Source organism: Pseudomonas sp. F007, from assembly GCF_057814275.1.
This window is the reverse complement of record NZ_JBVATA010000010.1, coordinates 201,606-223,877: the sequence shown is the minus strand read 5'-3', so window position 1 is coordinate 223,877 and position 22,272 is coordinate 201,606. Positions and strand designations below refer to the sequence as shown.

At 58.4% G+C, this 22,272-nt stretch carries 25 protein-coding genes, 1 tRNA gene and 1 pseudogene; 17 read left to right on the top strand and 10 right to left on the bottom strand.

Annotated elements, in window-relative coordinates:
- Nucleotides 1-27: 27 nt before the first annotated feature.
- Nucleotides 28-339, top strand: coding sequence for a type II toxin-antitoxin system RelE/ParE family toxin (locus ACZYR5_RS25070; RefSeq protein ID WP_489092188.1), 312 nt, complete (start codon nucleotides 28-30; stop codon nucleotides 337-339).
- Between the two features lie 28 nt (nucleotides 340-367).
- Here the strand turns inward: ACZYR5_RS25070 and ACZYR5_RS25065 are convergent, their stop codons facing one another.
- The gene (locus ACZYR5_RS25065) at nucleotides 368-1,456 is read right to left on the bottom strand and encodes a helix-turn-helix transcriptional regulator (protein WP_489092094.1); all 1,089 of its coding nucleotides are present in this window, start codon (nucleotides 1,454-1,456) and stop codon (nucleotides 368-370) included.
- Nucleotides 1,457-1,586: 130 nt separating this feature from the next.
- Between ACZYR5_RS25065 and ACZYR5_RS25060 the strand changes: the two genes are divergently transcribed.
- From ACZYR5_RS25060 to ACZYR5_RS25035, 6 genes are all read left to right on the top strand, one after another.
- Entirely contained in the window at nucleotides 1,587-3,407 is a 1,821-nt protein-coding gene (locus tag ACZYR5_RS25060; protein WP_489092093.1) for a DUF1302 domain-containing protein, read from the top strand.
- Between the two features lie 14 nt (nucleotides 3,408-3,421).
- Nucleotides 3,422-4,762, top strand: a complete 1,341-nt coding sequence (locus tag ACZYR5_RS25055; protein WP_489092092.1) for a DUF1329 domain-containing protein — start codon at nucleotides 3,422-3,424, stop codon at nucleotides 4,760-4,762.
- Between the two features lie 59 nt (nucleotides 4,763-4,821).
- Nucleotides 4,822-6,252 carry a DUF1254 domain-containing protein gene (locus tag ACZYR5_RS25050; protein WP_489092091.1) on the top strand — a complete coding sequence of 477 codons (1,431 nt, stop codon included), beginning with the start codon at nucleotides 4,822-4,824 and terminating at the stop codon, nucleotides 6,250-6,252.
- 146 nt (nucleotides 6,253-6,398) lie between these two features.
- Nucleotides 6,399-7,490 (top strand): AraC family transcriptional regulator, encoded by a 1,092-nt coding sequence (locus ACZYR5_RS25045; RefSeq protein WP_489092090.1) that lies wholly within the window; start codon nucleotides 6,399-6,401, stop codon nucleotides 7,488-7,490.
- Between the two features lie 107 nt (nucleotides 7,491-7,597).
- A tRNA-Leu gene (locus ACZYR5_RS25040) sits at nucleotides 7,598-7,682 on the top strand.
- Between the two features lie 164 nt (nucleotides 7,683-7,846).
- Nucleotides 7,847-9,076, top strand: a complete 1,230-nt coding sequence (locus ACZYR5_RS25035; RefSeq protein WP_489092089.1) for a tyrosine-type recombinase/integrase — start codon at nucleotides 7,847-7,849, stop codon at nucleotides 9,074-9,076.
- On the opposite strand, the gene ACZYR5_RS25030 is transcribed toward ACZYR5_RS25035, so the two are convergent.
- The 9 genes and pseudogenes from ACZYR5_RS25030 to ACZYR5_RS24990 all read right to left on the bottom strand — a co-directional run bounded on the left by ACZYR5_RS25030 (nucleotide 9,046) and on the right by ACZYR5_RS24990 (nucleotide 15,576).
- Nucleotides 9,046-9,294: a helix-turn-helix transcriptional regulator gene (locus tag ACZYR5_RS25030; RefSeq protein ID WP_489092088.1), complete on the bottom strand. Its 249-nt coding sequence runs from the start codon at nucleotides 9,292-9,294 to the stop codon at nucleotides 9,046-9,048. The two genes, ACZYR5_RS25035 and ACZYR5_RS25030, sit on opposite strands and share 31 nt — an antisense overlap.
- A gap of 40 nt (nucleotides 9,295-9,334) precedes the next feature.
- Entirely contained in the window at nucleotides 9,335-9,829 is a 495-nt protein-coding gene (locus ACZYR5_RS25025) for a hypothetical protein (protein WP_489092087.1), read from the bottom strand.
- A 774-nt stretch (nucleotides 9,830-10,603) separates the two neighbouring features.
- A complete protein-coding gene (locus ACZYR5_RS25020; RefSeq protein ID WP_489092086.1) occupies nucleotides 10,604-11,527 on the bottom strand; it encodes a DNA cytosine methyltransferase in 924 nt (307 codons plus the stop codon).
- A 425-nt stretch (nucleotides 11,528-11,952) separates the two neighbouring features.
- Nucleotides 11,953-12,183: pseudogene (locus ACZYR5_RS25015) on the bottom strand (hypothetical protein); the annotation flags it as partial.
- A 91-nt stretch (nucleotides 12,184-12,274) separates the two neighbouring features.
- A complete protein-coding gene (locus ACZYR5_RS25010; protein ID WP_489092085.1) occupies nucleotides 12,275-12,637 on the bottom strand; it encodes a hypothetical protein in 363 nt (120 codons plus the stop codon).
- Nucleotides 12,638-13,054: 417 nt separating this feature from the next.
- Nucleotides 13,055-13,252 carry a carbon storage regulator CsrA gene (gene csrA / locus ACZYR5_RS25005; protein ID WP_489092084.1) on the bottom strand — a complete coding sequence of 66 codons (198 nt, stop codon included), beginning with the start codon at nucleotides 13,250-13,252 and terminating at the stop codon, nucleotides 13,055-13,057.
- 253 nt (nucleotides 13,253-13,505) lie between these two features.
- Entirely contained in the window at nucleotides 13,506-13,955 is a 450-nt protein-coding gene (locus ACZYR5_RS25000; protein WP_489092083.1) for a tellurite resistance TerB family protein, read from the bottom strand.
- A gap of 398 nt (nucleotides 13,956-14,353) precedes the next feature.
- Nucleotides 14,354-14,602, bottom strand: coding sequence for a DUF1654 domain-containing protein (locus ACZYR5_RS24995; protein WP_489092082.1), 249 nt, complete (start codon nucleotides 14,600-14,602; stop codon nucleotides 14,354-14,356).
- A 320-nt stretch (nucleotides 14,603-14,922) separates the two neighbouring features.
- On the bottom strand, nucleotides 14,923-15,576 hold the full coding sequence (locus ACZYR5_RS24990; RefSeq protein WP_489092081.1) for a LexA family protein: 654 nt from the start codon (nucleotides 15,574-15,576) through the stop codon (nucleotides 14,923-14,925).
- 109 nt (nucleotides 15,577-15,685) lie between these two features.
- On the opposite strand from ACZYR5_RS24990, the gene ACZYR5_RS24985 reads away from it, so the two are divergent.
- The 10 genes from ACZYR5_RS24985 (at nucleotide 15,686) to ACZYR5_RS24940 (ending at nucleotide 21,679) form a co-directional block, all read left to right on the top strand.
- Nucleotides 15,686-15,865 carry a Cro/CI family transcriptional regulator gene (locus tag ACZYR5_RS24985; protein WP_489092080.1) on the top strand — a complete coding sequence of 60 codons (180 nt, stop codon included), beginning with the start codon at nucleotides 15,686-15,688 and terminating at the stop codon, nucleotides 15,863-15,865.
- A 28-nt stretch (nucleotides 15,866-15,893) separates the two neighbouring features.
- Complete coding sequence (locus ACZYR5_RS24980; protein ID WP_489092079.1) at nucleotides 15,894-16,370, top strand: phage regulatory CII family protein; 477 nt, start codon at nucleotides 15,894-15,896, stop codon at nucleotides 16,368-16,370.
- 63 nt (nucleotides 16,371-16,433) lie between these two features.
- Nucleotides 16,434-17,189, top strand: a complete 756-nt coding sequence (locus ACZYR5_RS24975; protein ID WP_489092078.1) for a phage antirepressor KilAC domain-containing protein — start codon at nucleotides 16,434-16,436, stop codon at nucleotides 17,187-17,189.
- Nucleotide 17,190: 1 nt separating this feature from the next.
- The gene (locus tag ACZYR5_RS24970; protein WP_489092077.1) at nucleotides 17,191-18,162 is read left to right on the top strand and encodes a phage replication protein; all 972 of its coding nucleotides are present in this window, start codon (nucleotides 17,191-17,193) and stop codon (nucleotides 18,160-18,162) included.
- Complete coding sequence (locus ACZYR5_RS24965) at nucleotides 18,149-18,946, top strand: hypothetical protein (protein WP_489092076.1); 798 nt, start codon at nucleotides 18,149-18,151, stop codon at nucleotides 18,944-18,946. Before ACZYR5_RS24970 ends, ACZYR5_RS24965 begins: the two co-directional genes overlap by 14 nt.
- Nucleotides 18,943-19,440, top strand: a complete 498-nt coding sequence (locus ACZYR5_RS24960; RefSeq protein ID WP_489092075.1) for a hypothetical protein — start codon at nucleotides 18,943-18,945, stop codon at nucleotides 19,438-19,440. The genes ACZYR5_RS24965 and ACZYR5_RS24960 overlap by 4 nt, the downstream gene beginning before the upstream one ends.
- 17 nt (nucleotides 19,441-19,457) lie before the next feature.
- Nucleotides 19,458-19,667 carry a hypothetical protein gene (locus ACZYR5_RS24955; RefSeq protein ID WP_489092187.1) on the top strand — a complete coding sequence of 70 codons (210 nt, stop codon included), beginning with the start codon at nucleotides 19,458-19,460 and terminating at the stop codon, nucleotides 19,665-19,667.
- Nucleotides 19,664-20,968 carry a tyrosine-type recombinase/integrase gene (locus tag ACZYR5_RS24950; protein ID WP_489092074.1) on the top strand — a complete coding sequence of 435 codons (1,305 nt, stop codon included), beginning with the start codon at nucleotides 19,664-19,666 and terminating at the stop codon, nucleotides 20,966-20,968. The genes ACZYR5_RS24955 and ACZYR5_RS24950 overlap by 4 nt, the downstream gene beginning before the upstream one ends.
- Entirely contained in the window at nucleotides 20,965-21,285 is a 321-nt protein-coding gene (locus ACZYR5_RS24945; protein ID WP_489092073.1) for a hypothetical protein, read from the top strand. Before ACZYR5_RS24950 ends, ACZYR5_RS24945 begins: the two co-directional genes overlap by 4 nt.
- A gap of 4 nt (nucleotides 21,286-21,289) precedes the next feature.
- Entirely contained in the window at nucleotides 21,290-21,679 is a 390-nt protein-coding gene (locus tag ACZYR5_RS24940; protein ID WP_489092072.1) for an antiterminator Q family protein, read from the top strand.
- Nucleotides 21,680-22,272: the final 593 nt, after the last annotated feature.

Below are 22,272 nucleotides of genomic sequence, written 5' to 3'. Positions count from 1 at the left end.
CGCTTTACTGCAATCGCATAGTTCAGCATCGAAGACCAGATTGAACATCTGGCTGCCTATCACGGGCATTCAACTGCCGAAGCACGGGTTTTCTCCATCATCGATGGCATCGAGCAAATGCTCTCGGCCACACCTTATGGTTACCCTGTAAGCCCTCAACTAAGTGAGTTGGGTGTGATGCAGTATCGTGAACTCAACACAAACAGTTATCGCGTTTTCTACGAAGTCTACGAATCAGGTAAGGTCGTCGCCGTCAGTCTGGTTTTGAGAGGCAAACAGAGCGTTCCGGATGCACTCGTCCGTTACTGTTTGCTCAACATGTACGAATTCCCTGTGTGATACGGCTGACTGGCTCTGACGCTTCTCGTCACGAGCGGCCATTGTCGGAGCTTTCATCACAGGATTGATGGGCCGGGATCTCAGGCACCACATACCTCCCCGGACTCACCCCATACCAACGCCGAAACGCCCGACTAAAGTTCGACACTTCGCTATACCCCAACCGCTCCGCCACTTCGCTCACAGACACCCCCCCGACCGTCAGCAAATCATGGGCGACGTAGCGGCGTTGTTCTTCAACCATTGCATTGAAACTCCAGCCTTCGCGTTGCAACGCGCGATGTAACGTGCGGGCATTGACGTGCAGGGTTTCGGCCATTTGTTCGAGGCCCGGTGCGTGGGCGAGATTGTCCAGTAACCGGTTGGCCACTGACTCCAGCAGCGATTCGCGGGTGGTTTGTGCCGCGTAGTTCTTCAGGGACGCCATCAGGGCGTTGCAGATGGCCGGGCTGCCGGCCGGGCGGGGTTCGTGGAGTGCGTTGATGTCCAGCACCACTTCGTCCCGTGGGGCGCTGAAGGTTACTGCGCCGGCAGCCAGTTTCAGCCAGGGTTCGGGGTTTGCCGGGCGGGGGCGGCGCAAGTGGATTTCGCGCAGTGGGTTGGGGCTGCCGACAAAGCCTTTGAGGTGCTGGATCAGCAGGGCGGCCCAAAAATCCAGCTCCTCGACGGCGGGCTGCATGGGGGGCTCTGCCGTGAGCGCGAGGTGCATCAGGCCGTTCAGTTCTTCACCCAGCAAACTCAGGTGCCCGGTCCAGAGCGGCCAATAGCGCGCCATCATGTTCAGCGACTCCAGGCGACTGGGCATCAGTTGCATCAGGTAGGCCAGCCCGAGCATTTGTCCGGGATCGTTTTGCCGCGCGGCGGCCAGGCCGATTGCCGGGTCGTCGCTGAGGGTGCGCGCCAACTCCCAGAAGCGTCGCGCAAGAAAGGCCGGCAGGCGCAAGTTAGGCTGGCGCAGGCTGGCCAGGCTGACGCCCCATTCGCTCTGCAGGCGCAGCATGTCGACGCCCCGCGCCTCCAGTTCCTGCACCCCCGAATTGATGATGCAGACACATAACGACGGTCTATTTCGATGGCTGGGAAAACGATTTGTCGGCCAATGATTAACGCTGCTCATGCAATCCCTCTCATCGTGTCCGGGCCGGTGACGTGCCCTTGCGTCATCGGCGGCGGAACAGGATACGGCTGAAATCAAGCCAGCCGCCTTTACACCCTCACCACTAAAACAAAAACAGGTGAACCTGAGCATGAATCAGCTTGCCCCTTCACGTAGCTCCGTGGCGCGCCCCAAGCGCCTGCCTCCCGGCCTCTCGGTCGCCAGTATTGCCTTTGCGACCCTGGCCTGCCCGCTGGCCGAGGCCACCAGTTGGCAAGTCAACGACGACTGGAGCCTGACCACCAACTCCACATTCACCCTGGGCAGCAGTTGGGCGCTGCGCAACGCCGATCCCGGTCAACTGACCGTCGCCGATGCGCGCTCGATTGGCAAGCGCGGCGAGGGCGTCAACTATAGCGCCGACGACGGTAAGCTCAACTTTGATAAGGGCGATACGATTTCGCAGATCTTCAAGGGGCTGACAGAGTTTGATCTGAACGACGGCCAACAAGGCGCGTTCGTGCGCTTCAAGTATTGGTACGACCACGCCTACGAAACCGGCAATGGCGACTTCACTCGGTTTGATGACAGCGGCTGGCAGGACCTGGCCAAGTTTCAAGGCTTTGAAGTGCTGGACCTGTATGGCTGGAAAAACTTCGAGGTCAACGACCGGCAGCTCAATGTGAAGTTGGGCAAGCAGGTGCTCTCATGGGGCGAGGCGCTGTTCCTGCAGAACGGTATCAACGCCATCAACCCCTTGGATGCCTCGGCCTTCAACCGTCCCGGCGTCGAGCTGAAAGAGGGGCAGTTGCCGGTTGAGATGCTCAGTTTCAGCTACGACCTGGCCGACACCCTGAGCCTTGAAGGTTTCTATCAGTACAACTTCCGGCCTTCGGTGCTGGATGGCTGCGGGACCTTTTTCTCGGTCAGTGACAACACCCAGGAAGGCTGCGGCAACAACAAGATCATCGTCAATCCGGCCGGCAACCTGACCACCGACCAGGCGATTCGGGCCCGGGCCTATGAAACGCGAGGCGCTACGGATTGGCCGAGTGATGACGGGCAGTACGGCCTGGCCCTGCGCAAGACTTTGGAGTCGCTCAACGACGCCGAACTGGGGATCTACTACGCCAACTACCACAGCCGCACGCCCCTGGCGAACGGTACCGTGCGCACCACCCTGGGCCCGGGGACCTTGCCGAGCGGCACCTACAACACGGTCTACCCGGAGAACATTCGTCTGTTTGGGGTCAGCCTCAACGGCGTGGTGGGGACCACGGCGGTGTTCAGCGAGTTGAGTTATCGGCCGAACCAACCGCTGTCGTTCAACGCCTCCGACGTGGTCGCGGCGATTGCCGGTTCCGGTGCGAGCACGCCGATCTACGACGGGGTCGCACCTCCGTTGGGCAGCGAGGTGCAGGGCTACACACGGAAGAAAGTCTGGCAGTACAGCCTCGGCGCCACTGACAACTTCAGCAACGTGCTCGGTGCACAAAAGCTGACCTGGGCGGCGGAGGCGGGGGCCAACTGGATCGATGACATCCACCTCGACGAAGAACGCCTGGGCCGGGCCAGTGCATTCGGTCGCGTGCAGAACAGCGGCGCGGCCTGTTTCTCGCCGTCGGCGGGCGGTTTGACGCCAGCCGAGGCGGCGAAAAAGAACGCCGACTTTTGCAACACCCATGGCTACACCACGGGCTTCTCCTGGGGCTATCGATTGCGGGCGGCGCTGGCGTACGAAAGCCTGATTCCCGCCACCGTGGTCACGCCTTCGTTGAACTTCCGGCATGACGTCGAGGGCTACGGACCGAACTTCCAGGAAGGGCAGATGGCCGCCGGTGCCGCGCTGACGTTCGACTACCGCAACAACTATTCGTTGGAGCTGGCTTACAACGATTTCTTCGGCACCAACAAATTTTCGACCATCGATGACCGCGATTTTGCCTCGGTCACCCTCAAGGCCAGTTTCTGATGAAGACCTTACCCATGACTCGATTGCCTTTTGTCCTTTCGCTGTTGGTGGCTTGCTGCCTGAATCCGGCATTTGCCAAGCAAACCGATGCCGCCAAGCTGGGCAGCACGCTGACGCCAATCGGCGCTGAATCCGCGGCCAACGGCGATGGCAGCATCCCGGCCTGGAACGGTGGCCTGAAACCCGGCGCGGCCCCTGTGAGCCCGAGCGGTAACTATGCCGATCCGTTTGCCGCAGAAAAGCCGCTGTACGTGGTCGATAAAAACAACCTGGCGCAATACAAGGCGCAACTGAGCCCAGGGCAGCAAGCAATGTTTGCCCGCTACCCCGATTACCGCATGCGGGTATTCCCCACCCATCGCACGGCACGCATGCCGCAGAAATATCAGGATCAATCGCGCACCAACCTCACCGCGGTGACGCTGGATCAGAGTGGCTATGCCCTCAAGGGTTACCAGTTTGGTGTGCCTTTCCCGCAACCGACGGAGGCCTTGGAGGTCCTGTGGAACCACCTGACCCGCTATCGCGGTGGTGCGGTGCGCCGCGAGTTTGCTTCGGCGGTGGTGCAGGCCCGTGGCGATAACACGGTGGTGACTTACGATGCGCTGAGCGCCTTTCGCGAGAACGTCAAGGGCGTGGAACCGGACGCCAACCTGCTGTACTTCACCCGGATATTGACCCTGACCCCATCGCGCTATTCCGGTGAAGTGACGTTGATCCAGGAGCCGCTGAACCAGATGGCCGAGTCGCGCGCGGCCTGGCAGTACATTCCGGGGCAGCGTCGGGTGCGTCGCGCGCCGACAGTGGCCTATGACAACAGTGCCCGCTACAGCTTTGGCCAGGTGATTTCCGACAGCGTCGACGGCTACAACGGCGCCCCGGATCGCTATGACTGGAAGCTGATCGGCAAGCAGGAAATGCTGGTGGGCTACAACGCCTTCCAGTTGGCCAACAAGGACATCAAGTACGCCGATATCCTCAAGCCCGGCCACCTCAACCCCGACCTGGTGCGTTATGAGAAACACCGTGTGTGGGTCATCGAAGGGAAGCTCAAACCCACTGCCCGCCACGTGTATGCCAAGCGACGCTTTTACATCGACGAAGACACCTGGCAGGTCATGGCCTCCGACATCTACGACAGTCGCGGCGAGTTGTGGCGCAACTATGAGTCCTACCTGACCCAGCAGCACGACATCGAGTTGCCGTTCACCGCACTGGAGGCGACCTACGACCTGATCTCCGGTGGTTATGCGACCAACTACATGACCAACGAAGTGCCGAAGAAGATGGATGTCGGCTTCATCGCCCAGAAAGACGAATTCACTCCGGCGCAACTCAAGCGCCTGGGCAAGTAAGCCGCTGGCGGAGCTTGCACGGCGGGCTCCGTCGCCTCTTCGGTTTCAGGGAAACGCACATGCACCCGTTGAATGATGTGAACGAACTTTTCGAGCAACGCCGACGTCTGCTCAAGGGATTTGCCGCTGCCGGGCTGATCGGAGGCTTGGCGGCGGTGCTGCCGGGCACTCGATTGCTGGCGGCGGACAACAGCGAAGAACAGGCCTATCAATTAGGTATCGCGGCCTACGTGTACGGGTATCCGCTGATCTACTTCGCCCGGATGCGCTACACGAGGATGATGCAAGGCGACCCGATGACGGGCGAAAAGCACCGCTATGGCGCCTTCACCCACCGCCGGCAAACGGTGACGCCAGCGGTGCCGGGCATGCCCCAGACCGATACCCTCTACTCCAATTTCTGGGGCGACTTGGGCGAAGAGCCATTGCTGTTGCGTATTCCGCCCATTGCCTCGCGCTACTGGAGCATTCAGCTCTGCGACCTGTTCGGCGTGACCTTCGGCGTACCCAATCATCGCGAGTTCAAGGAGGGTGCGTTGATCGCGCTGGTCGGCCCGAATTGGCAGGGCACGCTGCCCGACGAAGTCGCCAGGGTTTATCGTGCGCCGGCGCCTTTGTTGTACGGCGTGGTGCGCCTGTATTTCGCCGATGACCTCGACCGCCAGCAAGTGATTGCGCTTCAGGAGCGTTTGCAGTTATTCCCGCTGAGCCGGTATGGCGCAGCCAATTGGCAGGCGCCGCAGGCTCAGGTGTTCCAGCCGGCTAGCGTCCAGGCAGATCCCTTGGCCGACTTCAAGACCCTGCAACTGATGCTGCGCGAATGCCCGCCACCGGAGCTTGATGCACAACTGCTGGCGAGCTTTGCGGCTGTCGGGCTGGGCGCGACGTTGCCAGCGGACTTTTCCCAGCTGGATGAGCCGACACGTCGTGGGTTGATACGTGCCGAGGCTGACGCTCGTGCCAGGGTCACGGCCAGCACCCGCAGCATGCCCGGCAATTTATCCAGCAATGGCTGGCTGTATCCGCAGAAAAACCTGGGTATCTACGGTGATGATTTCGCCTACCGCGCCAGTGCGGCCTTGCTCGGCACCGTGGCGTTGCCCATCAGCGAAACCATCTACCTGATCTACCAAAAAGACGCCACCGGCCAACTGCTCGATGGCAGCGTGCGTTATCGGGTGACATTCCCCTCGGGCGAGTTACCGCAAGCCAAGGCATTCTGGTCGATTCATCTTTACCGCTACGACGGTTACTCGGTCATCCCCAATGCCCTGAACCGTTATTCGGTGGGCAACCGCTCGCACCTGGAAGTCGACCCGGACGGCTCGATTTCCCTGTACCTGCAAGCCACTGATCCGGGCGGCGAGAAAACCGCCAACTGGTTGCCGACCGAGTCTGGCAAGCCGTTTCTGATGATCCTGCGGGGCTATGAACCAGCCGGCGATTTTGCCGCCCTGACCTGGCCCGGACCGAACGTCAGCCGCGTCTGACCATCAACGCTCCACGCCTTCATCGACCCTTGGGGCCATGCCCCCTCGAACCGCCCCGGACTAACCCTCCGGGGCGTTTTTTTCAGGCTTGCGCAACCCAGGACCTGCGGCCATTCTGTGGCATCAGCCTTGATCGATCTATTGCCATGAACCCTCTGACCTCCGCGCAATCAGCGTTGGCCCAAACCACCCTGGCGACGGTCGTCGGTGCCATCGCCAATACCCTGCGACTTGAATACGGCATTGAGCCGGAGCCGGTATTGCGCAGTGTTGGAATCGACCCGGCAGTGATGCAGGACCCGGAGTTGCGACTGAAGATGACCACCCTCAGCCCGCTCTGGTTGCGCTGCGTCGAGTTGAGCGGTGATGAAGCCTTTGGCTTGCGAGCGGCCCGCCACCTGCAGCCCGCGCAGTTTTATGGCATCGACCTGGCGTTGTGCTCAAGCGCCACCTTTGGTGAGGCCTTGCAACGGCATGTGCAGATTGTCCGCGTGCTGACCACGACGGCGTTATCGCGACTCACTACGGACGAGCAGGGCGACATTCGCCTGGAAGTCCGCCGCGAGGGTTCGGCACAGCCGACCGATGCTGCGCTCGATTGCTTCTATCTGGGCGTTTACATCCGCTTGTTCGAGCGCCAGACCGGCCTGCAGGCGCGACACCTGCTGCAGCGTCTGGAACTGACCCGACAGCCTCCGGCAGACCCTGGCCCGTGGCAGTCGCTGGGCGTGCCGGTGGCGTTCGGTTGCCCTTGCAGCGCCATGGTTTTCAAATCATCGAGTTGGACCCTGCCGCTGCCGGGGGCCAATCCCCATCTGCTGGCACAACTGGAACAACCCATCCTCAAGCACCTGGCGCACCTGGGCCTGGCCTTGCCGCTCACGGCCCTGCATGCGCGCCTGGCTGAGTTGCTGACGAATGCGCCCAACGTTGAAGACCTGGCGCAGGCACTCGACATCAGTGCGCAGGTATTGCGCCACAACCTGAGCGAGCAAGGCCTGACGTTCAGTCAATTGCTGGACCAAGCCCGGGAAGCCCATGCGTTGGTGCTGTTGGCCAACCCGAACCTGAGCCTGGATCAGGTGGCCAGCAAGCTCGGTTTCAGCAGCGCCAGCAGCCTGGTGCGGGCTTTCCGTCGGTGGCAGGACACGACGCCGTTGCAGTATCGACGACAGTGGCTGGAAACCCCGGCACCGCCTGTTTGTGTTGATCGCCTTGGCCTGAAGTCCGGCGGATGAACGTCTCTGCCGAGTAATCGTCACTGTCGGTCATGACTCACGAACCTAAGTGATTGATTCTGGATTTGTTTTAGGGTTAAATCTGCCCCTGCTTGCGCATTTCCCATGCCCCGATGGTGAAATTGGTAGACACATCAGACTTAAAATCTGCCGCCGAAGGGCGTGCCGGTTCGATTCCGGCTCGGGGCACCATTTTCAGTTTTACCGGGTTTCACCAAGCTTCACGAAACCCTTATAAATAGCCGCCTAGAGCGGCTTTTTTTATGCGCCGAGCTTCACACTCTTTCACTGACAGCCTTGCCTTTTAAGTACATCATTAAGCACACCCTCAGTTCGAGTGACTTGCCGATGTACTTATGCCTCTGACAGACACTGCTGTGCGACAGGCCAAGCCGGTCGATAAGAGCTTCACTCTCACGGATGCCAGCGGCCTGTCCCTGTTCGTCGCCCCCAATGGCACCAAGTCGTGGCACTTCCGTTTTTACTGGCACGACAAGCAGCCGCGCATGTCGCTGGGCACCTATCCCGAGATCAGCCTTAAGGATGCCCGCGAACTGCGGGATCAGGCCCGTAAGCTTGTCGCCAAGGGCATTGATCCTCGGTCCGCTCGTAGGGAAGAGAAGCGAGTAGCCAGTTCCGGCGCGGTCAAAACGTTCGAGGTCGTGGCCAACGAATGGCACGCCTTCAAGCTTCCCCGCTGGGCGACAGCCAAGAAGGGCGCCGCCGTACAGGCTCGGCTCTATCTGGACAAAGACTTGGTGCCAGCGCTTGGTCGCATCCCCATTGCCGACGTGAAGCGCGCCGATGTACTGGCGTGTTTGCGGGTGATTGAGAAGCGAGGGGCGCTCAACGTGGCGCGCAAGTGTCGCACCTGGTTGAACGAGATTTTCCGTTTCGGCATTGCATCCGACTACCTGGAAGTCAATCCGGCGTCTGACCTGGACATCGTGGCGGTCAAAGAACCACCGGAAAAGCACAACCCCATGCTCAGGCAGCGGGAGCTGAAAGCGTTTCTGGCGAAGCTACATGAGGCCGACATCAAGGATTACACCAAGAGTGCGATACGGATTCTGTTGCTGACGGCTGTGCGAACGGGCGAATTGCGGCAAGCGAAGTGGGAGCAGTTCGACCTTGACGCCGCTTTGTGGACGATTCCAGCAGACCGCGTGAAGCAGTTGCAAAAGGTCATCAGGGTAAAGGGAGAGGGAGTAGTACCGCCGTATCTGGTGCCACTGTCGCGGCAGGCGGTCGAGGAAGTGCGCAAGGTGCACCAGATGACTGGCAGCTACAAGCTGTTGATCGCCGGCCGGCATGAGCCGACCAAGCCAATCAGCGACGGCACAGTCAACATGGCGCTTAAACGCATGGGATATGAAGGCAGACTGACCGGGCACGGGATCCGTGCCACGATTTCAACTGCCTTGAACGAGATGGGGTACAACGAGGACTGGATCGAGGCGCAACTTTCTCATGCGGGTTCAAGCAAGGTCAGGAAGACCTACAACCACGCGGAGTACGTGGAGCAGAGAAGGGTGATGATGCAGGAGTGGGCGGATTACTTGGACAAGCTCGAGTCAGAGGGCTGACCCCGGGCGGCGTTCACACGATCGATGTTCCATTGCAGAACCTCGGACTTGATCCAGGCTACGGCCCGGCCGCCCAGCGGTACCTGTTTCGGGAACAGGCCTTCGCTGACCATGATGTAGATCTTGGTGGTGCCAAGGCCTACCAGCTTCCTGACCTCTGGCAGTCGGATGAACTCAATCGGCGCTTCCTGCTGATCGTGAGTGCGTGCGGTGTTCATGACTATGCTCCATGCCGCGCGTGCCGGCATAAGGTGATGGTTATCGGGCGAACTTGGTGAGGGCTACGTCTGCTACCTTCATCGCAGCTTGAGCATCGATCAGATAGGCCGGGTCAGACCCGCCGCACAGTTGGATGATTGCCTGGCATGCTCGCAGGTTCTCGCGGTTGAGCTTCAGTGCTGAGGTCAGCTCTTCGCGCGCCTCGGCCTCACCACGGCCGATTTCCCAGAATCGCTGGCCCCAGTGCCCGGTCGGTGGCGGGTTGATGTTCTGCGAGCCGAAGGTCATAGCGCCAACGGCGGAGTCGAGCAAGTCGCGCTTGTAGGCGTTGTCGCCGTCAATGTTTAGACCGCGTCGGCGCAGTGCGCTGACTACCTCGTCACGATCCAGACCCTGATCTTCAATGACGATTTCGCGCTCCGGCTCGCCCGGTGTGTAAATCACCAGGGCCAACTTCGCACCGGGGAGACAGTGCTCACTGAGCTTGATCAAGGCATCATTGGCAGCTTCGTGGAAACGCTGAATTGCAGGCATAGGAACTCCTTGCCCGCCGTACACCGGAAGGCTCATCATAAAATTTCATTTTAGGTTTGGTTGATGTAACGTTTCTGCTGTTCCCCTGCTGGCAACTCTTTACCAGTCCATAGATGGCGAGGTTGCGTGTGCAGGGTGAACACCTCATCTCCCTACATACACCGGCAGGCTCTTGTGCTGGCTTGGGGTGTCGGCCGAGCTCGTAAGCTGGCTACTGATGAAGGCGCGAATCCCCGCCGATCTGCACGTCGAAGTAGCGACTGACTGTGCATGGGGGCATTGCATATCTAATAGCCAGTATTGGTGACATACTCGTCAAATAGGAATAGCGTCTCGTAGCTCCGAGGCAGTCCTGCCAGGACGTATGCCCAAATGTTCGCGACCGATAGTTTCCGATTCAAGGCCTATCAACACCTTCTCGATTTAGATGCGACCACGAACCAGCTGATGATGCTCGTTATTGCATCAGAGGTTTCGGGTGCACGCTGGAGTGAAGCTGTATGCCGTCAAAGGATGGCCTATGAGGCTTGAGCTTCGATTGTGTCCGATGTTCAGCTAGATCCTATGCCTGTGCTCGATGGCCGGCCGCCGGAAGGATCAACGCCGGCGGCTAATTAAGGCCCAAGGCGCAGCTGTAGGCGTCTCGCTCGGCGGATACGCGATCGCAGTCAGCTGCGCGCACGCACAGGACGCTGGATGCTTCATGGCACCAAACCTTTCGACTTGGGGCACAGGTAGTTCCTTGCCGGGCTCGCCTGGGCGGTGTAGGGTGGGTTATGCGGCGGCTTTCAGAGCTTCGATGATTCGCTGCCCGGCCAACGGCGGTACCGCGTTGCCGGCCATGTGCATGGTTAGCCGGTGATTGTCCGGGCGCAGGGTGTTGGACGGGAACGACATGGCGGCCAGTGCCTCATTCGCCGAGAGCATCCGCATCTCGTCGCCGCGGACCAAGGCCCAGCGGTCGAGGGTGGTAATGGTCCCGATCGGCCGGTTGGTGTCCCGCCCAGTCAGCCCAGAGCCTTTTCCATAGTAGGGCATGATGAACTGATCGCCAAAGCGCTCGCGGCCATTGCGCACCCTATCGAGGGTGGCCTGGGCCCGGCCCGGCTTCTCGATCGAAGACCAGCGCCCGGCGTCGAACTCGAGGAAGCTTGCGGCGGGAACATGTTGGCGCCGGTGCAGCTCGAGCATCAGCGGCGCCTTGCTGCGGGTCAGGACCAAGAACAGTCGCACCCGATGTTGCGGAACACCCAAGTCGGCGCAGTCTACGACGTGCGGTGCGACTTGGTAGCCCAGCGCCTGGACTGCTGCTACCCAAGCGGGGTACAGCGCCCAGTCGGTGAATTCTTCGACGTTCTCGACCAGCCCAGCCTCGGGCCGGTGAAACTCTAGGGCCGACACCACGGCCCAAGCAGTCGAACGCGATGAATCGTGTTGTGGGTTGCCGGACTTTTTGCCGCGGGCTTTCGAATGTCCCTGGCAGCATGGTGAGGCCAGCAGCAGGTCATGTGCCGGAACATTCTCCCATTGCGCCTGGTGCAGATCCTGACAAACGTGCTGAGTATATGGGTGGTTGGCGCTGTGCCACTCGACGGCTACCGGCCAATGGTTTGCCGCCCAGAGAACCTGGACGCCCGCTGCGCGCGCGCCGGTGCTCCACCCGCCGAGGCCGGCGAACAAATCGATTGCTGTAAGCATTCTAAATCCTCGCCGGCTGGCGTGATTCGTTTAAGTGGGGTATTGGTGGTGCACGAAGTATTTGCGCTAGATGGTTGGGACGTTTGATATGCCTTGGATTGTGAAGCTCACGAGCCCCGATGGAGACGTTTTCTACGGAGAGGCGATGGACCATGAGGGGGCGCGATATCGCTGCCAAAGCCCTAATCAAGCAGAGGTCTTTCAGACGAAGTGCGACGCCGAGCTCAGCTTTTTTTCTTTCCGGGTTATGCGGGAACTGCAGAAATATAATCTTGAGGCTGTAGAACCGGAGAGCTCACATGAGCTACTACGGAGATAGGTGAGGCGGGTCAGGCACGTTGCCCGAATGCTGCTTTCTTCGGATCGAGCGCGCCGAGCGAAAACGATGCGTTACTGCCGATGTTCTACTGAGGCACCATTTTGAATTCTCGCTGCGTGCCGCGCCAGGCCCGCACCCTGCAGTCGGGTTTGTGTTTGTTCTTCACCTGGCTGAGCACGGCTATCTGGCTAAAACCCAAGGTGATCACTAGCTTGCCGGCCTTGCAATGATCTACGACATCGGCCGCTACTTGAGAAAGGGCGTAATCGATCTGGCTAGCGAACGCTCCGCCGTTCAGTTCCTCGAGGAACTCGGCAGTATCGGTTGGTGTGGACATGGCTTTTGCTCCGGGTTGGCCTTGAGTCCGCTGGGCGGGAGGTTGAATTGCGACTGGCGAAGGCGCTGGCGTATCTGCTTGTTGACCCGACTCAATGACCTGCACCGTAGTAGGCGAACAGGGTCAGCATCAGCGCGCCGCCGGCGGTCCAGCGTAGTAGTGTGCGGGCAAAGGCTTTCGCAGCCTTGCGATTGGCGGCGAAAAAGTCAGCGTTGCGCTCAAGCTGCTTGGCGAGCTGGCAGGCGTTGTCATGACCGAACCGCTCACCCTTGGCTGCACCGGTTGAGCGCTCGACAATCTCAAAGGTGTTGCTGCCGAGTGGCACAACTGTGAAGCGCAGCGTCCGAGCGGGTTCTTCTCGGCCGATCTTTTGGTATATCTCCGCGGTGGACATTGAAACGCGCTCCCGCAAGACCTGCAGGACCGAGTATTTTTGGCGAATAGTCTGGTTCATGACGATACCTTTTAGTGGGTTGCGTTTATCCGTCAGCACTCTGGCCAGCTGCTGTTAGCCATTGGGCGCAGAGGGAGTGCTGACGGATAAAGGCGGGCGAAAAAAAGCCCGAGGATTCCCGGGCTTTCGTTGTGCGTCACACAGACCTCCCTATGTGAAGCTGGTGCCGCTGATGGGCGGTCTTAGGTGTGTGCTATTTCATGATGGTCATCCTCTAATGCGCGCCGTTGGCATCTTGGCGGGCACTCGCCGATCTCTGTTGCTGCCTGCAGGGGGCCGCGTTGCGCGGTGCAGAATCATCCGCATGGGGGTGGGCACTGAAGCACTCCGCTTTGTAATCACGGGGCTGGCACTGTCACAACGTTCACCCCGATGCGGCCTGGTGCTGGGGAGTACCAGGGCATCGGGCAGTTATCGTCAGGCTGACGTAGTGCGTTCTTGCGGCTTGGATAGGGCTGCTTGAATGCGCTGGGTGATCTCATCTCGATGCACGATGACATCCTTGGGTGCACTGACCCCGATGCGTACCTGTTGGCCATTAACGCTCAGCACAGTGACTGTGATTTCATCGCCAATATTTATTGATTCAGCTTTCTTGCGGGTCAGTACGAGCATTGTCCATTTCCTTGCGTTAGTTGGATTCCCAATGCAGCCTTGCGAGAAGCGGCATCAGTGATACGTCACTGCATTACGCGGATTTCATTGCGCGGGAACCACGTACTGTCGAACCTCACCATGCAACTGACAAAGGCCGCGTAGCGGGTTTCTCGACCAGTCTGGAAACCGTAATAGGATTAGGTAGCTCGTGAGGCCAAACTGCTGAGCAACATGCAACCTGCGGTCACCAGCAGAGCCTTTGTCACGTACTTCAAGTGTCGATACCGTAGTCAGCCAGACGCAGACCGAAGTGCATGCCGATTTCCTTCAGCACCATCAGCTCTGCTGGCTCGATCTGACCGTCAGCCTGGGCAACCGCCAGAATGTTCACGAAGGCTTCCTCTGCATCCGCAGGAACATTTTTTATGTCGGCCAGCTCGCGCTTAATCGCCAGTCGACCTACTTGATAGTTCGCATTGAGCTGACCCGTGAAGCGGTTGATCGTCTCGGTGATCTCACTGCCGAAGTGCGTCAGATTCGGGTTGGAACGGATCAGTTCGTCCAGCTTGGCAACCTCGCTGGCCTCAATCTCGCCATCAGCCGCAGCCACCAATAGGCCGCCACCTACAATTGCCTGCATCAGATCCCGGTTGACGACTTTTTTCATCTCGGCTTGAGCGTTGCCAACTTGCTTACCGAAGAGTTTTTTCATTCCAAACATGGGGTGTTCTCTATGGAGGGGACATCCCGCTGCACCCTGTCGCCAAGGTGCAGAAGTGATGCTGTCCGTCCTATTGCCGCCGGAAGGGGCGGGGCGCATTGCATGCCGGGTCATTCACACGGTTCTGGCGTTTCACCATCGAGCAACCGTCCAGATTGTTCCTGTCGTTGGCAGGTTTTCGGGCCTGTCTGCTCGCCGGTCGCCGGCAGAGGCAATGCGGTCTGTTGTTTGTTGCGCTGGCTGTTAAAGAGCGACGCGGCTTTCGCTGCTGGGCCGTTGTCGTGATGGCTTGGGGTGAGTTTAAGCAAGCTGAAATGTAAGTGTCAAGCATGCTGAATTTATATTTCAGCTTGCTGAATTTTTGGGATGAAAAAAGCCCGCTCTATGGCGGGCTCTATTTACGCTTCGCAGTATTTTCGCCACCCAATCCGGATGGCGCCGCTCTCAAGGCGATCGACGCAGATCCCATCAGTCTCTTCGATCTCTTGCATAACTCGCAGCCATGCCTCAGCAGACTCAATCTCTAGTCTGGTGATGACTATGGATTGAGTTTTCTGCGCATCCGGAGCAGAGGTCAGGCGTTGGATTCGTCGACGTATAAGCTCATATGAGGTCGCGGGAAGGCTTGGAAGAGGCGGGCACCGCATGTTGTTTTCCTTGTTTTTAGCGTTTTAAATCAAAGTCTTAGAATGTCAATAAACTGACAGGTGACATTGATTTTTCTCACAAGACCAGGAAAAGCTCTCAGGTATTTTTTTAAGAAAGCCCATGAAAGGCGGGCTTATGAAAATTGTGAAAGGAGTGGGGAGGGTGGTTCATCCTTCAACGATTTTCGAAAGGGTGACGTAGATACGAAAAAGCCCGCGTATGGCGGGCTCTTTATAGGCGGGGCCAAATCCCTTTGGCTGAGTGCATATTACGGATCAGATGTGATAGACGTGTGACAGGTTGTTGTGAGTCCCGATGACTATAATTTTTGTAGTGCTCTCACAACGACACCGACGATCCGACAGTTTTCGGCGCACATCTCGGTGGGGTATGCAGGGTTCAAAGGCTTCAAGTAGCGTCGACCACCATCATCTACGAGCTTTTTGAATGTGGCCTGATCACTGTCAGCCAGTTTGGCAACCACCAACTTCCCGGACTGAATATCAGCCTCGGTATCAACCAGGATCAGGGTTCCTTCAGTGATGCTTGTCCCGACTGGTGATGTCATTGAATCGCCTTTGACCTCAAGCCAAAACGCCGGTCCTTTTGAGTTGTAATCCGAGAGTTCATACCGATCGGAGAAACCAGGAGGAAAGGGCTCTACGGCTTCGGCCCATGCACCTGCGGCAACCCAGCTGATCACAGGGTAACGGAACGATTCGAGGGGCTGGCGAGTTGAGGCGAGGTTGGATTCGTACGCCTCAGTTTCACTCCCCTCGCCGATAGCGAGCCACTCAGCCCTAAAGCCGGTCGCTTTTGCGAGAGCGTAGAGATTTTCGGGCCTCAGGCTTTTGCTTTCGCCAGAGATCCACTGAGTAACGGCTGAATTTGCAACGCCGCATAAGGCAGCAATTTCGCCTTTCTTTTTCCCGCTGAGCGCGATGGCTCGGGCAATGCGTTCATGTCTTTCCATGGACTCAATATTAAGTTAACTGAATTTAAGCATGCAGTAGGTGAAAATCTTCGTTGACGCTTTAAATTAAGCATGCTGAAATTGAGGCGAGCTTGAATGAGGTTACGCAATGAACACGCATGAGGTTGCCGAATTTTTCGGCAGTAAGACGAAGCTGGCAGCTGCACTGGGTATACGTCCAAGCGCCGTAACTATGTGGGGAGAGACCATTCCTGAGTCTCGGCAGTATCAGATTCAGGTGCTTTCGAAGGGGAAATTCAAGGCAGAGCGTAGGTCGCAAGCTACCTGACGTCCCCTAGTTGCCATCTACCGAGCAAATGATCGCCACTGCACCCGCAGAGCGCTACGGAAACAAGATCGAGATTTTACGAATGGAAGATTTTCTGAGGGCCTGTCACGACGTAGTTAAGGACGCTGACACCAAGAAGCTTGCAACCCTGATGAATATGCCACCCGTAAGCCTGCTTCAGCGAGCGAATCCAGACAACGATGGGCATTGGATGAATGTGAAACATCTCTATGCGCTGTTGCTGCATTCGAACGACATGCGCCCACTTGCCGCGCTGGCCGAGGAGTTCTGCTTTGACTTGGTGCCTCGTGAGAAGCCGCCGGCCAAGCCTCTGATGATTGCACTTGGGCATCTTTCTGCTGAGTGCGGAGATGTTGGTCGGTTGATCTTTGATGCCGCTGAGGACAACCACATCAGCCAGCACGAAAAAGCGCAGGGCGAGAAAGCAATCCTTGAAGCGATTGATGCGCTGCATGTTCTGCGCGAGTCGCTCAAGGCTGCCTGAATCGCAGGCACAAAAAAGCCACCGGGCTTGGTGGCTGATTCGCAAAACTAGAGAGACTCGATTATGCATACCCAATTATTAATCGGCAATACCCCCGTCAGTGTCGCGAAACGTTTTGCGAATTCCGAAGATGTGTCGCGCACCGTTTTAATGAGCAGCGCTGAAATTTCGGAGCTAACCGGGAAGCAGCACAAGAACGTCATCCGGGATATCCGTGAGATGCTCGCTGAGCTCAAGGGACATGGCTCAGATTTGAGCCATGTCCGCGAAGACAAGGATTTACGCGGCTACACGACAAACTTTCACCTGGACAAAGAGCTGACTGAGACGCTCTTGACTGGCTATAGCATCCCACTGCGCCGGAAAGTTGTTCATCGCCTTCATGAGCTGGAAGAGCGCCTGAAGCCTCGCGTCATCGCCACGCTACCCGACTTCTCCAATCCTGCCGCTGCAGCCCGGGCATGGGCTGAACAATTCGAACTCCAACAGGCTGCCAACCAGGCACTGGCTGTTGCCGCGCCCAAAGCCGAGTTCGTGGACCGTTACGTTCAGTGCACCGGCCTCAAGGGCTTCCGCCAAACCGCGAAGCTACTGGGCGCCAATGAGGCGCGCTTTCGCGAGTTCTTGATCGACAAAAAAATTATGTACCGCATGGGTGGCGAGTGGCAGGCGCACGCACAACACATCAATGCCGGTCGATTCGAGGTCAAGACCGGCACCAGCGACAGAGGTCATGCCTACAACCAATCCAAATTTACCCCGAAAGGTGTGAATTGGGTTGCCACCCTGTGGGCTCAGTACGACCTGGGCGAGATCTAACATGCAATTTACTGTCACGATTAACCAGGTGAAGGCGCTGGAGTGGGGGTTGAACTCTCAGCAGGCCTTGCTATTCGCCTTTGTCTACGGCTGCCCGAGCTGGACCAAACCAATCAAAACTGATGGCGGAATCTTCTTCGCGTTGAGCAAGGCCAAGGTCATTGAGGAGTTGCCACTGCTCACTGATAAACCAGACACGGCCTACCGCATGCTGAAGGCTCTGGAAGAGGCTGGTTTGATTGAGCTGTCCAGTACCTCGAACATCACGCTGTTCCGCTTGACCGAAAAGGCATCGCAGTGGAACAAAAAACAGGATGGGTCGGAAAAATATCCGACCTCACCAGCAGCCAAGGGTCGGACAAAAATCCGATCCACCTCGGAAAAATCTCCGAGCAAGGTCGGAAAAAAATCCGAGCAAGGGTCGGAAAAATCTCCGACAAATCAGGATACTAATTATCAGGGTACCCATCAGGATACCAGTCAGGACTTGCAGGGCGGCCCGGACGAGCCGGCCCGCAACGAGGTGCTGGTGGTTGATCGCATCGACGCACCGCGGGTGGAAATCCCAGGCGACATGCCAGGCCCCAAAGACCATTCCTGCAAAACCTTCAAGGTCTGGGCGAACTACGCCATGGCCTACCGCAAGCGCTACAACACCTGGCCGGTCTGGAACGCCAAGGTCGGTGGCCAGCTCGGCCAACTCGTTGATCGCCTCGGCGCCGATGTCGCTCACCACGTCGCTGCCCACTTCCTGAAAACCAGCGATGCTGCCGTCCTGCGCAAGTGCCACAGCCTCAACGAGCTGCTGGCCAGCGCCGAGAGCTACCACACCCAGTGGGTGACCGGTCAACGCATCAACGGGACAACCGCCCGCCAGATGGAGCGCACGGAGGCAAATCTGTCGGCAGCCGAGCAGGCCGCCCAGTTGGTTCTCGCTAAGCGCCAAGCTGGAGAGCGCAATGAATACCTGTGAAATGAATGATCAGCAGGTAGCCGGGCTTGCCGCCGCGATCTGCGCCACCGCCGAGGCCATGGGCCAGGAAATGAACCCGGGTACTGCGGCGATGATGGCCGAAGACCTTTGCGCTTATCCGGTCGCAGCCGTCCGCGCCGCACTGAAGTCCTGCCGCCTCGAAGTGAAGGGCAAGCTCGCGATGGCTGAGATCCTGCAGCGAGTGCAGGCTGCTGACGGTCGCCCGGGCAAGGACGAAGCATGGTCCATTGCGCTGACTGCCAGTGATGAGAGCGAGACCGTGGTGCTGACCTCCGAGATCCAGCAGGCCATGGCCGCCGCGCAACCGGTACTGGTACTGGGCGATAAAGTTGGCGCTCGGATGGCGTTTATGAGCGCCTACGAGCGGTTGGTGTCCCGGGCCCGGTCTGAAGCGAGACCGACGACCTGGAGCGTTTCCCTTGGGTTCGACCCGGTGCGACGCGTGGCAGCAATCGAATCCGCTGTGCGGATGCAGTTCATCACCCAGCAAGCCGGTGGCCAGTATTTGGCCGACCTGCGTATTGCACCCATCACCACTGACGGTCAAGCCATCGCCGGCCTGCTCACTGGAGCCACCGTCGAAGCGTCTCCGCACATTCGCGCAAAGCTCGCCGAAGTCCGCCTGATTGTCGATGCAGCCAAAGCCCGTCTGGACCGACAGCGACTCAAGAAAGCCCAAGCTGACCGGATCAACACGTACCTGCGCAAACGCATAGCCCGCCAGGCCATTGCGGACGCGCGTCGCAAGGAGAGTCTCCAATGAACGAAGCACGGCAACAACAAATTCTCGCAGGACAATCCTCAATCGCCCAGAAGGTTTTCGGCCATGTGCCAATCCGGGCGAATTGGAGTGCGCACGATATCCATGGCGCTGCCGTCGCAGCCAAAGCAACCAACGCATCACCCTATGCAATCCGTCGCGCCTTGGGCGAGCTCAAGGATGCCGGCCTGATCCGGGAGCCGGTCGGCGGTAAATTTCAGCGCGAAGTAGTCACCCAGAAACCCAAAAAGGAGCAAGTCATGACCCAGGCACCCAAGCAGGCCGTGGTATCGATCCAAAAGTCTGAAGGCGCGTTGGATGTGCTCGCCGGCCTGTCCAGCGATGTTACTGGTCTGGCCGAAGAGTTCGTTCAGCGTATGAAAAGGCTTGCTGCCCGCATAGAAGAAGTAGCTCTTTCGGTGGAGGCTGAGCGCGAGGTCACCGCTGAATCACTCGAAAAATTCAAGCTGCTGCAATCGCTGCTAAAGGGGGGCTGATGGGTAATCGCATGGGGATGCTCGATCGCCTCTTGGCTGTACCGAACCCTGCGAACTATCGGTTTGCTGTGTTCTGCTGCTCGTTCAAGATGGACCTGGGCAGCACTCCCGATCATGCATTGGCCCTATTCGTCGACCAGGCTATGGCCATGCGATATGGCGCCTGGATGTGGCCGACCACGTTCCAGGTTGTTGACCTCGACAATCCCACCGGTGCTCGAACATGAACGCCCTGGTGAAAACCCTGACGGTCAAACTGTCGGATGCCGAGATCGCACGCCATGCCAGTAAGCTGCACGTGCGCGACCTGCGCGACGCCAGCCACCCGGCATTGCACTTTCGCTTTGCGAAGAATCGTTGCCGCGGCTCCTGGTACTTGCTCAATAAGCGCACCTGGCACCGTATCGGTGGCTTTCCCGATCTGAGCACCAGGCAGGTAGTCACTGCACTGCCCGCAGTGCGTCTACGGGTGGCTGCCAACGAAGGTTCAGTGCTGTCTAAATGGGTTGCGACCCGCGAACTGTTGGAGTGGTACGCCGAGCGCATGGCTCGCGATCGCAGCCTTTCCATCAAGCGCAAGAGCACCGCCGCATCCGCGATCAAACGTCACTTGGTGCCGCGTCTGGGTGATCTGCCGCTCAGGGATATCAACAAGGCCACTCTCGACAGCCAACTGATGTGGCCGTTGCAGGAGCGCTATTCCAATGGCTTTGTGCAGCTGGTGTTCAAACTTCTCGTCCAGGCGATGCGTCAAGCGTTCAAACTCGGTCTGATCACGGCCAACTCAATGGCGGGGATCAAGTTCAGCGACTTCTCCCAGTCTAAGCTCGGCGCCAAGCCTTCACGGCTGCGCGGCGTTCAGCTACCGGAGCTGCTGGGGCAACTGTCACTCGTCATGTTGACGGCTCCGGCTGACGCCATGTTGGCGCTGATGATGCTCTGTCACGGCACGCGCATCGGCGAAACCCGGCAGACACGCTGGTCGCATATCAGCTTGGCTGAGCGCGAGTGGTACATCCCGGCCGAGCACACCAAGACTGGCGTCGAGCATCACCTGCCGCTGACTAACCAGGTGCGCGAGATTCTGATCCGCTACCGCGAGATTCAGCAGGCCAAAAGGTACGACGGTCAGTTTCTGTTTCCGGCGCGCAATGGCAGGGCGCTCAGTGAAGGGCAGGCGAGTGCTGTTTTCACCCGGTTAGGGCAGGGCGAGTGGACCAGTCATGACCTGCGCAAGGTGGCCCGCACCGGCTGGGCCGATATCGGCGTTGACCACCTGATCGGCGAGCTGCTGATCAACCACGCCATGGGGCACAACGTGAAGGTGTACATCCAGTCGGATGTGATGAGCCGCAAGCTCGATGCTCTGGAGCAGTGGCACGGCCATCTAGACCAGAAGGGTTTTGCCCTGATTCACGGGTTGACCGGTGTTAGATCCGGAGTTTCCGAGAATCCTCTGGAGGCCGCACAAAACGGGGGCTGCGAGTCCCTTCAAGAAACAACCATAGGAGAGGATTTAAAAGCATGAAAAAGACTCTCCGCCCTGAGTTCTCCCGCCGACCAATTCCGATGGCGGTCTGCAGCGAGTGCCGAGGGGCGGCCACGGTGAGCGGGCTTTACGGCCCACGACCTTGCATGACGTGCCGAGTCTCCGGCTGGGTGTCGGTCGACACTGGAGAAGCATTGCCGCTCGAGGATCTGGTCTTTCAGTTGAGCCTGAAGCTGCAGCAGGCCCAACAGCAGATCGACGCATTGACACGTGTGCCGCCGGTTTCTGGCGTGGCTACGCAGTACCAAACAAACAACCGCCGCGGCGCTGGCGGAACAAATTTTACTGGGGATTGAGCACATGATGATTCGCAAGCCGGCAGGCCGACCTTTGGGCGATACGGAATATCTGTTGGAGCAGTGGGGGTGGTGGCGCCTGGATGGGACAGGCGTGCCTGGATACGTTTCTCCAACGCTTGCACTGATGCGTCAGGCACTGCCGCAGCCTGCTTCGAGTAACAGCTATTGCATTACTGATGACTGGGCGCTGGCTATCGATGAGGCTATGGCCAGGCTCTCTCTTCGTGATCAGCAAATGGGCGACATCATTTGGCTCTACTACGGCGCCAAGTGGCCAATGGTCCGTGTGGGAAAGGAATATGGGATCAGCGAGGGCAAAACGAGGGAGCTGGTCAGGGCCGGAGTTGCCTGGATTGATTGCGCTGTTGGAGGCATGAGGGAGGCTGCATGACGCTCCTCTAGTCCCCACACCGATCACCTCATAACTGCCTAGGCACACGGCCGATGATGAGCTTGAGCTGCCCGTGGAAACGGGCAGGAATCGGCCACAAGCGGGCGTTGGCAAGCGAACGGTTCCGGTCAGAAATGGATGCTAAACTCGCAGCACCCAGTAATTAATCCGCGCGAGCCCTTTATTGTGGAAGTACTTTCGCTCCAGCCCCGACACTTGACTGGGCGGAATAGCCTATGTGCTGCCAACGGCGGCAAGAATGCAGGGCTATGGCACAACACACGGCGATTAACGTCATGCATAGGCCGCTCCACCCTACGTATATTCCGCAGTAATTTCAGAACCAAGGAACCGCACACGTTCCAGATGATTAAGTGGATATGACATACGTCACCGCTTGTCGGCACGTGGCAATATCTGGCATTGTCAGTCGGCCGATCTTTTTTGCTCGACAGCCCACACCGTATGGGTGTCTCCGCAGAAAATGGGAATCGTTACTACCAATCAGGCGACAAGCAGTACATTTAGGCCCTTCTCCCAGCCATGGAGGCAAGCGACAATGGATACGTCGATACTCCTGCAGTCCGCCTTAG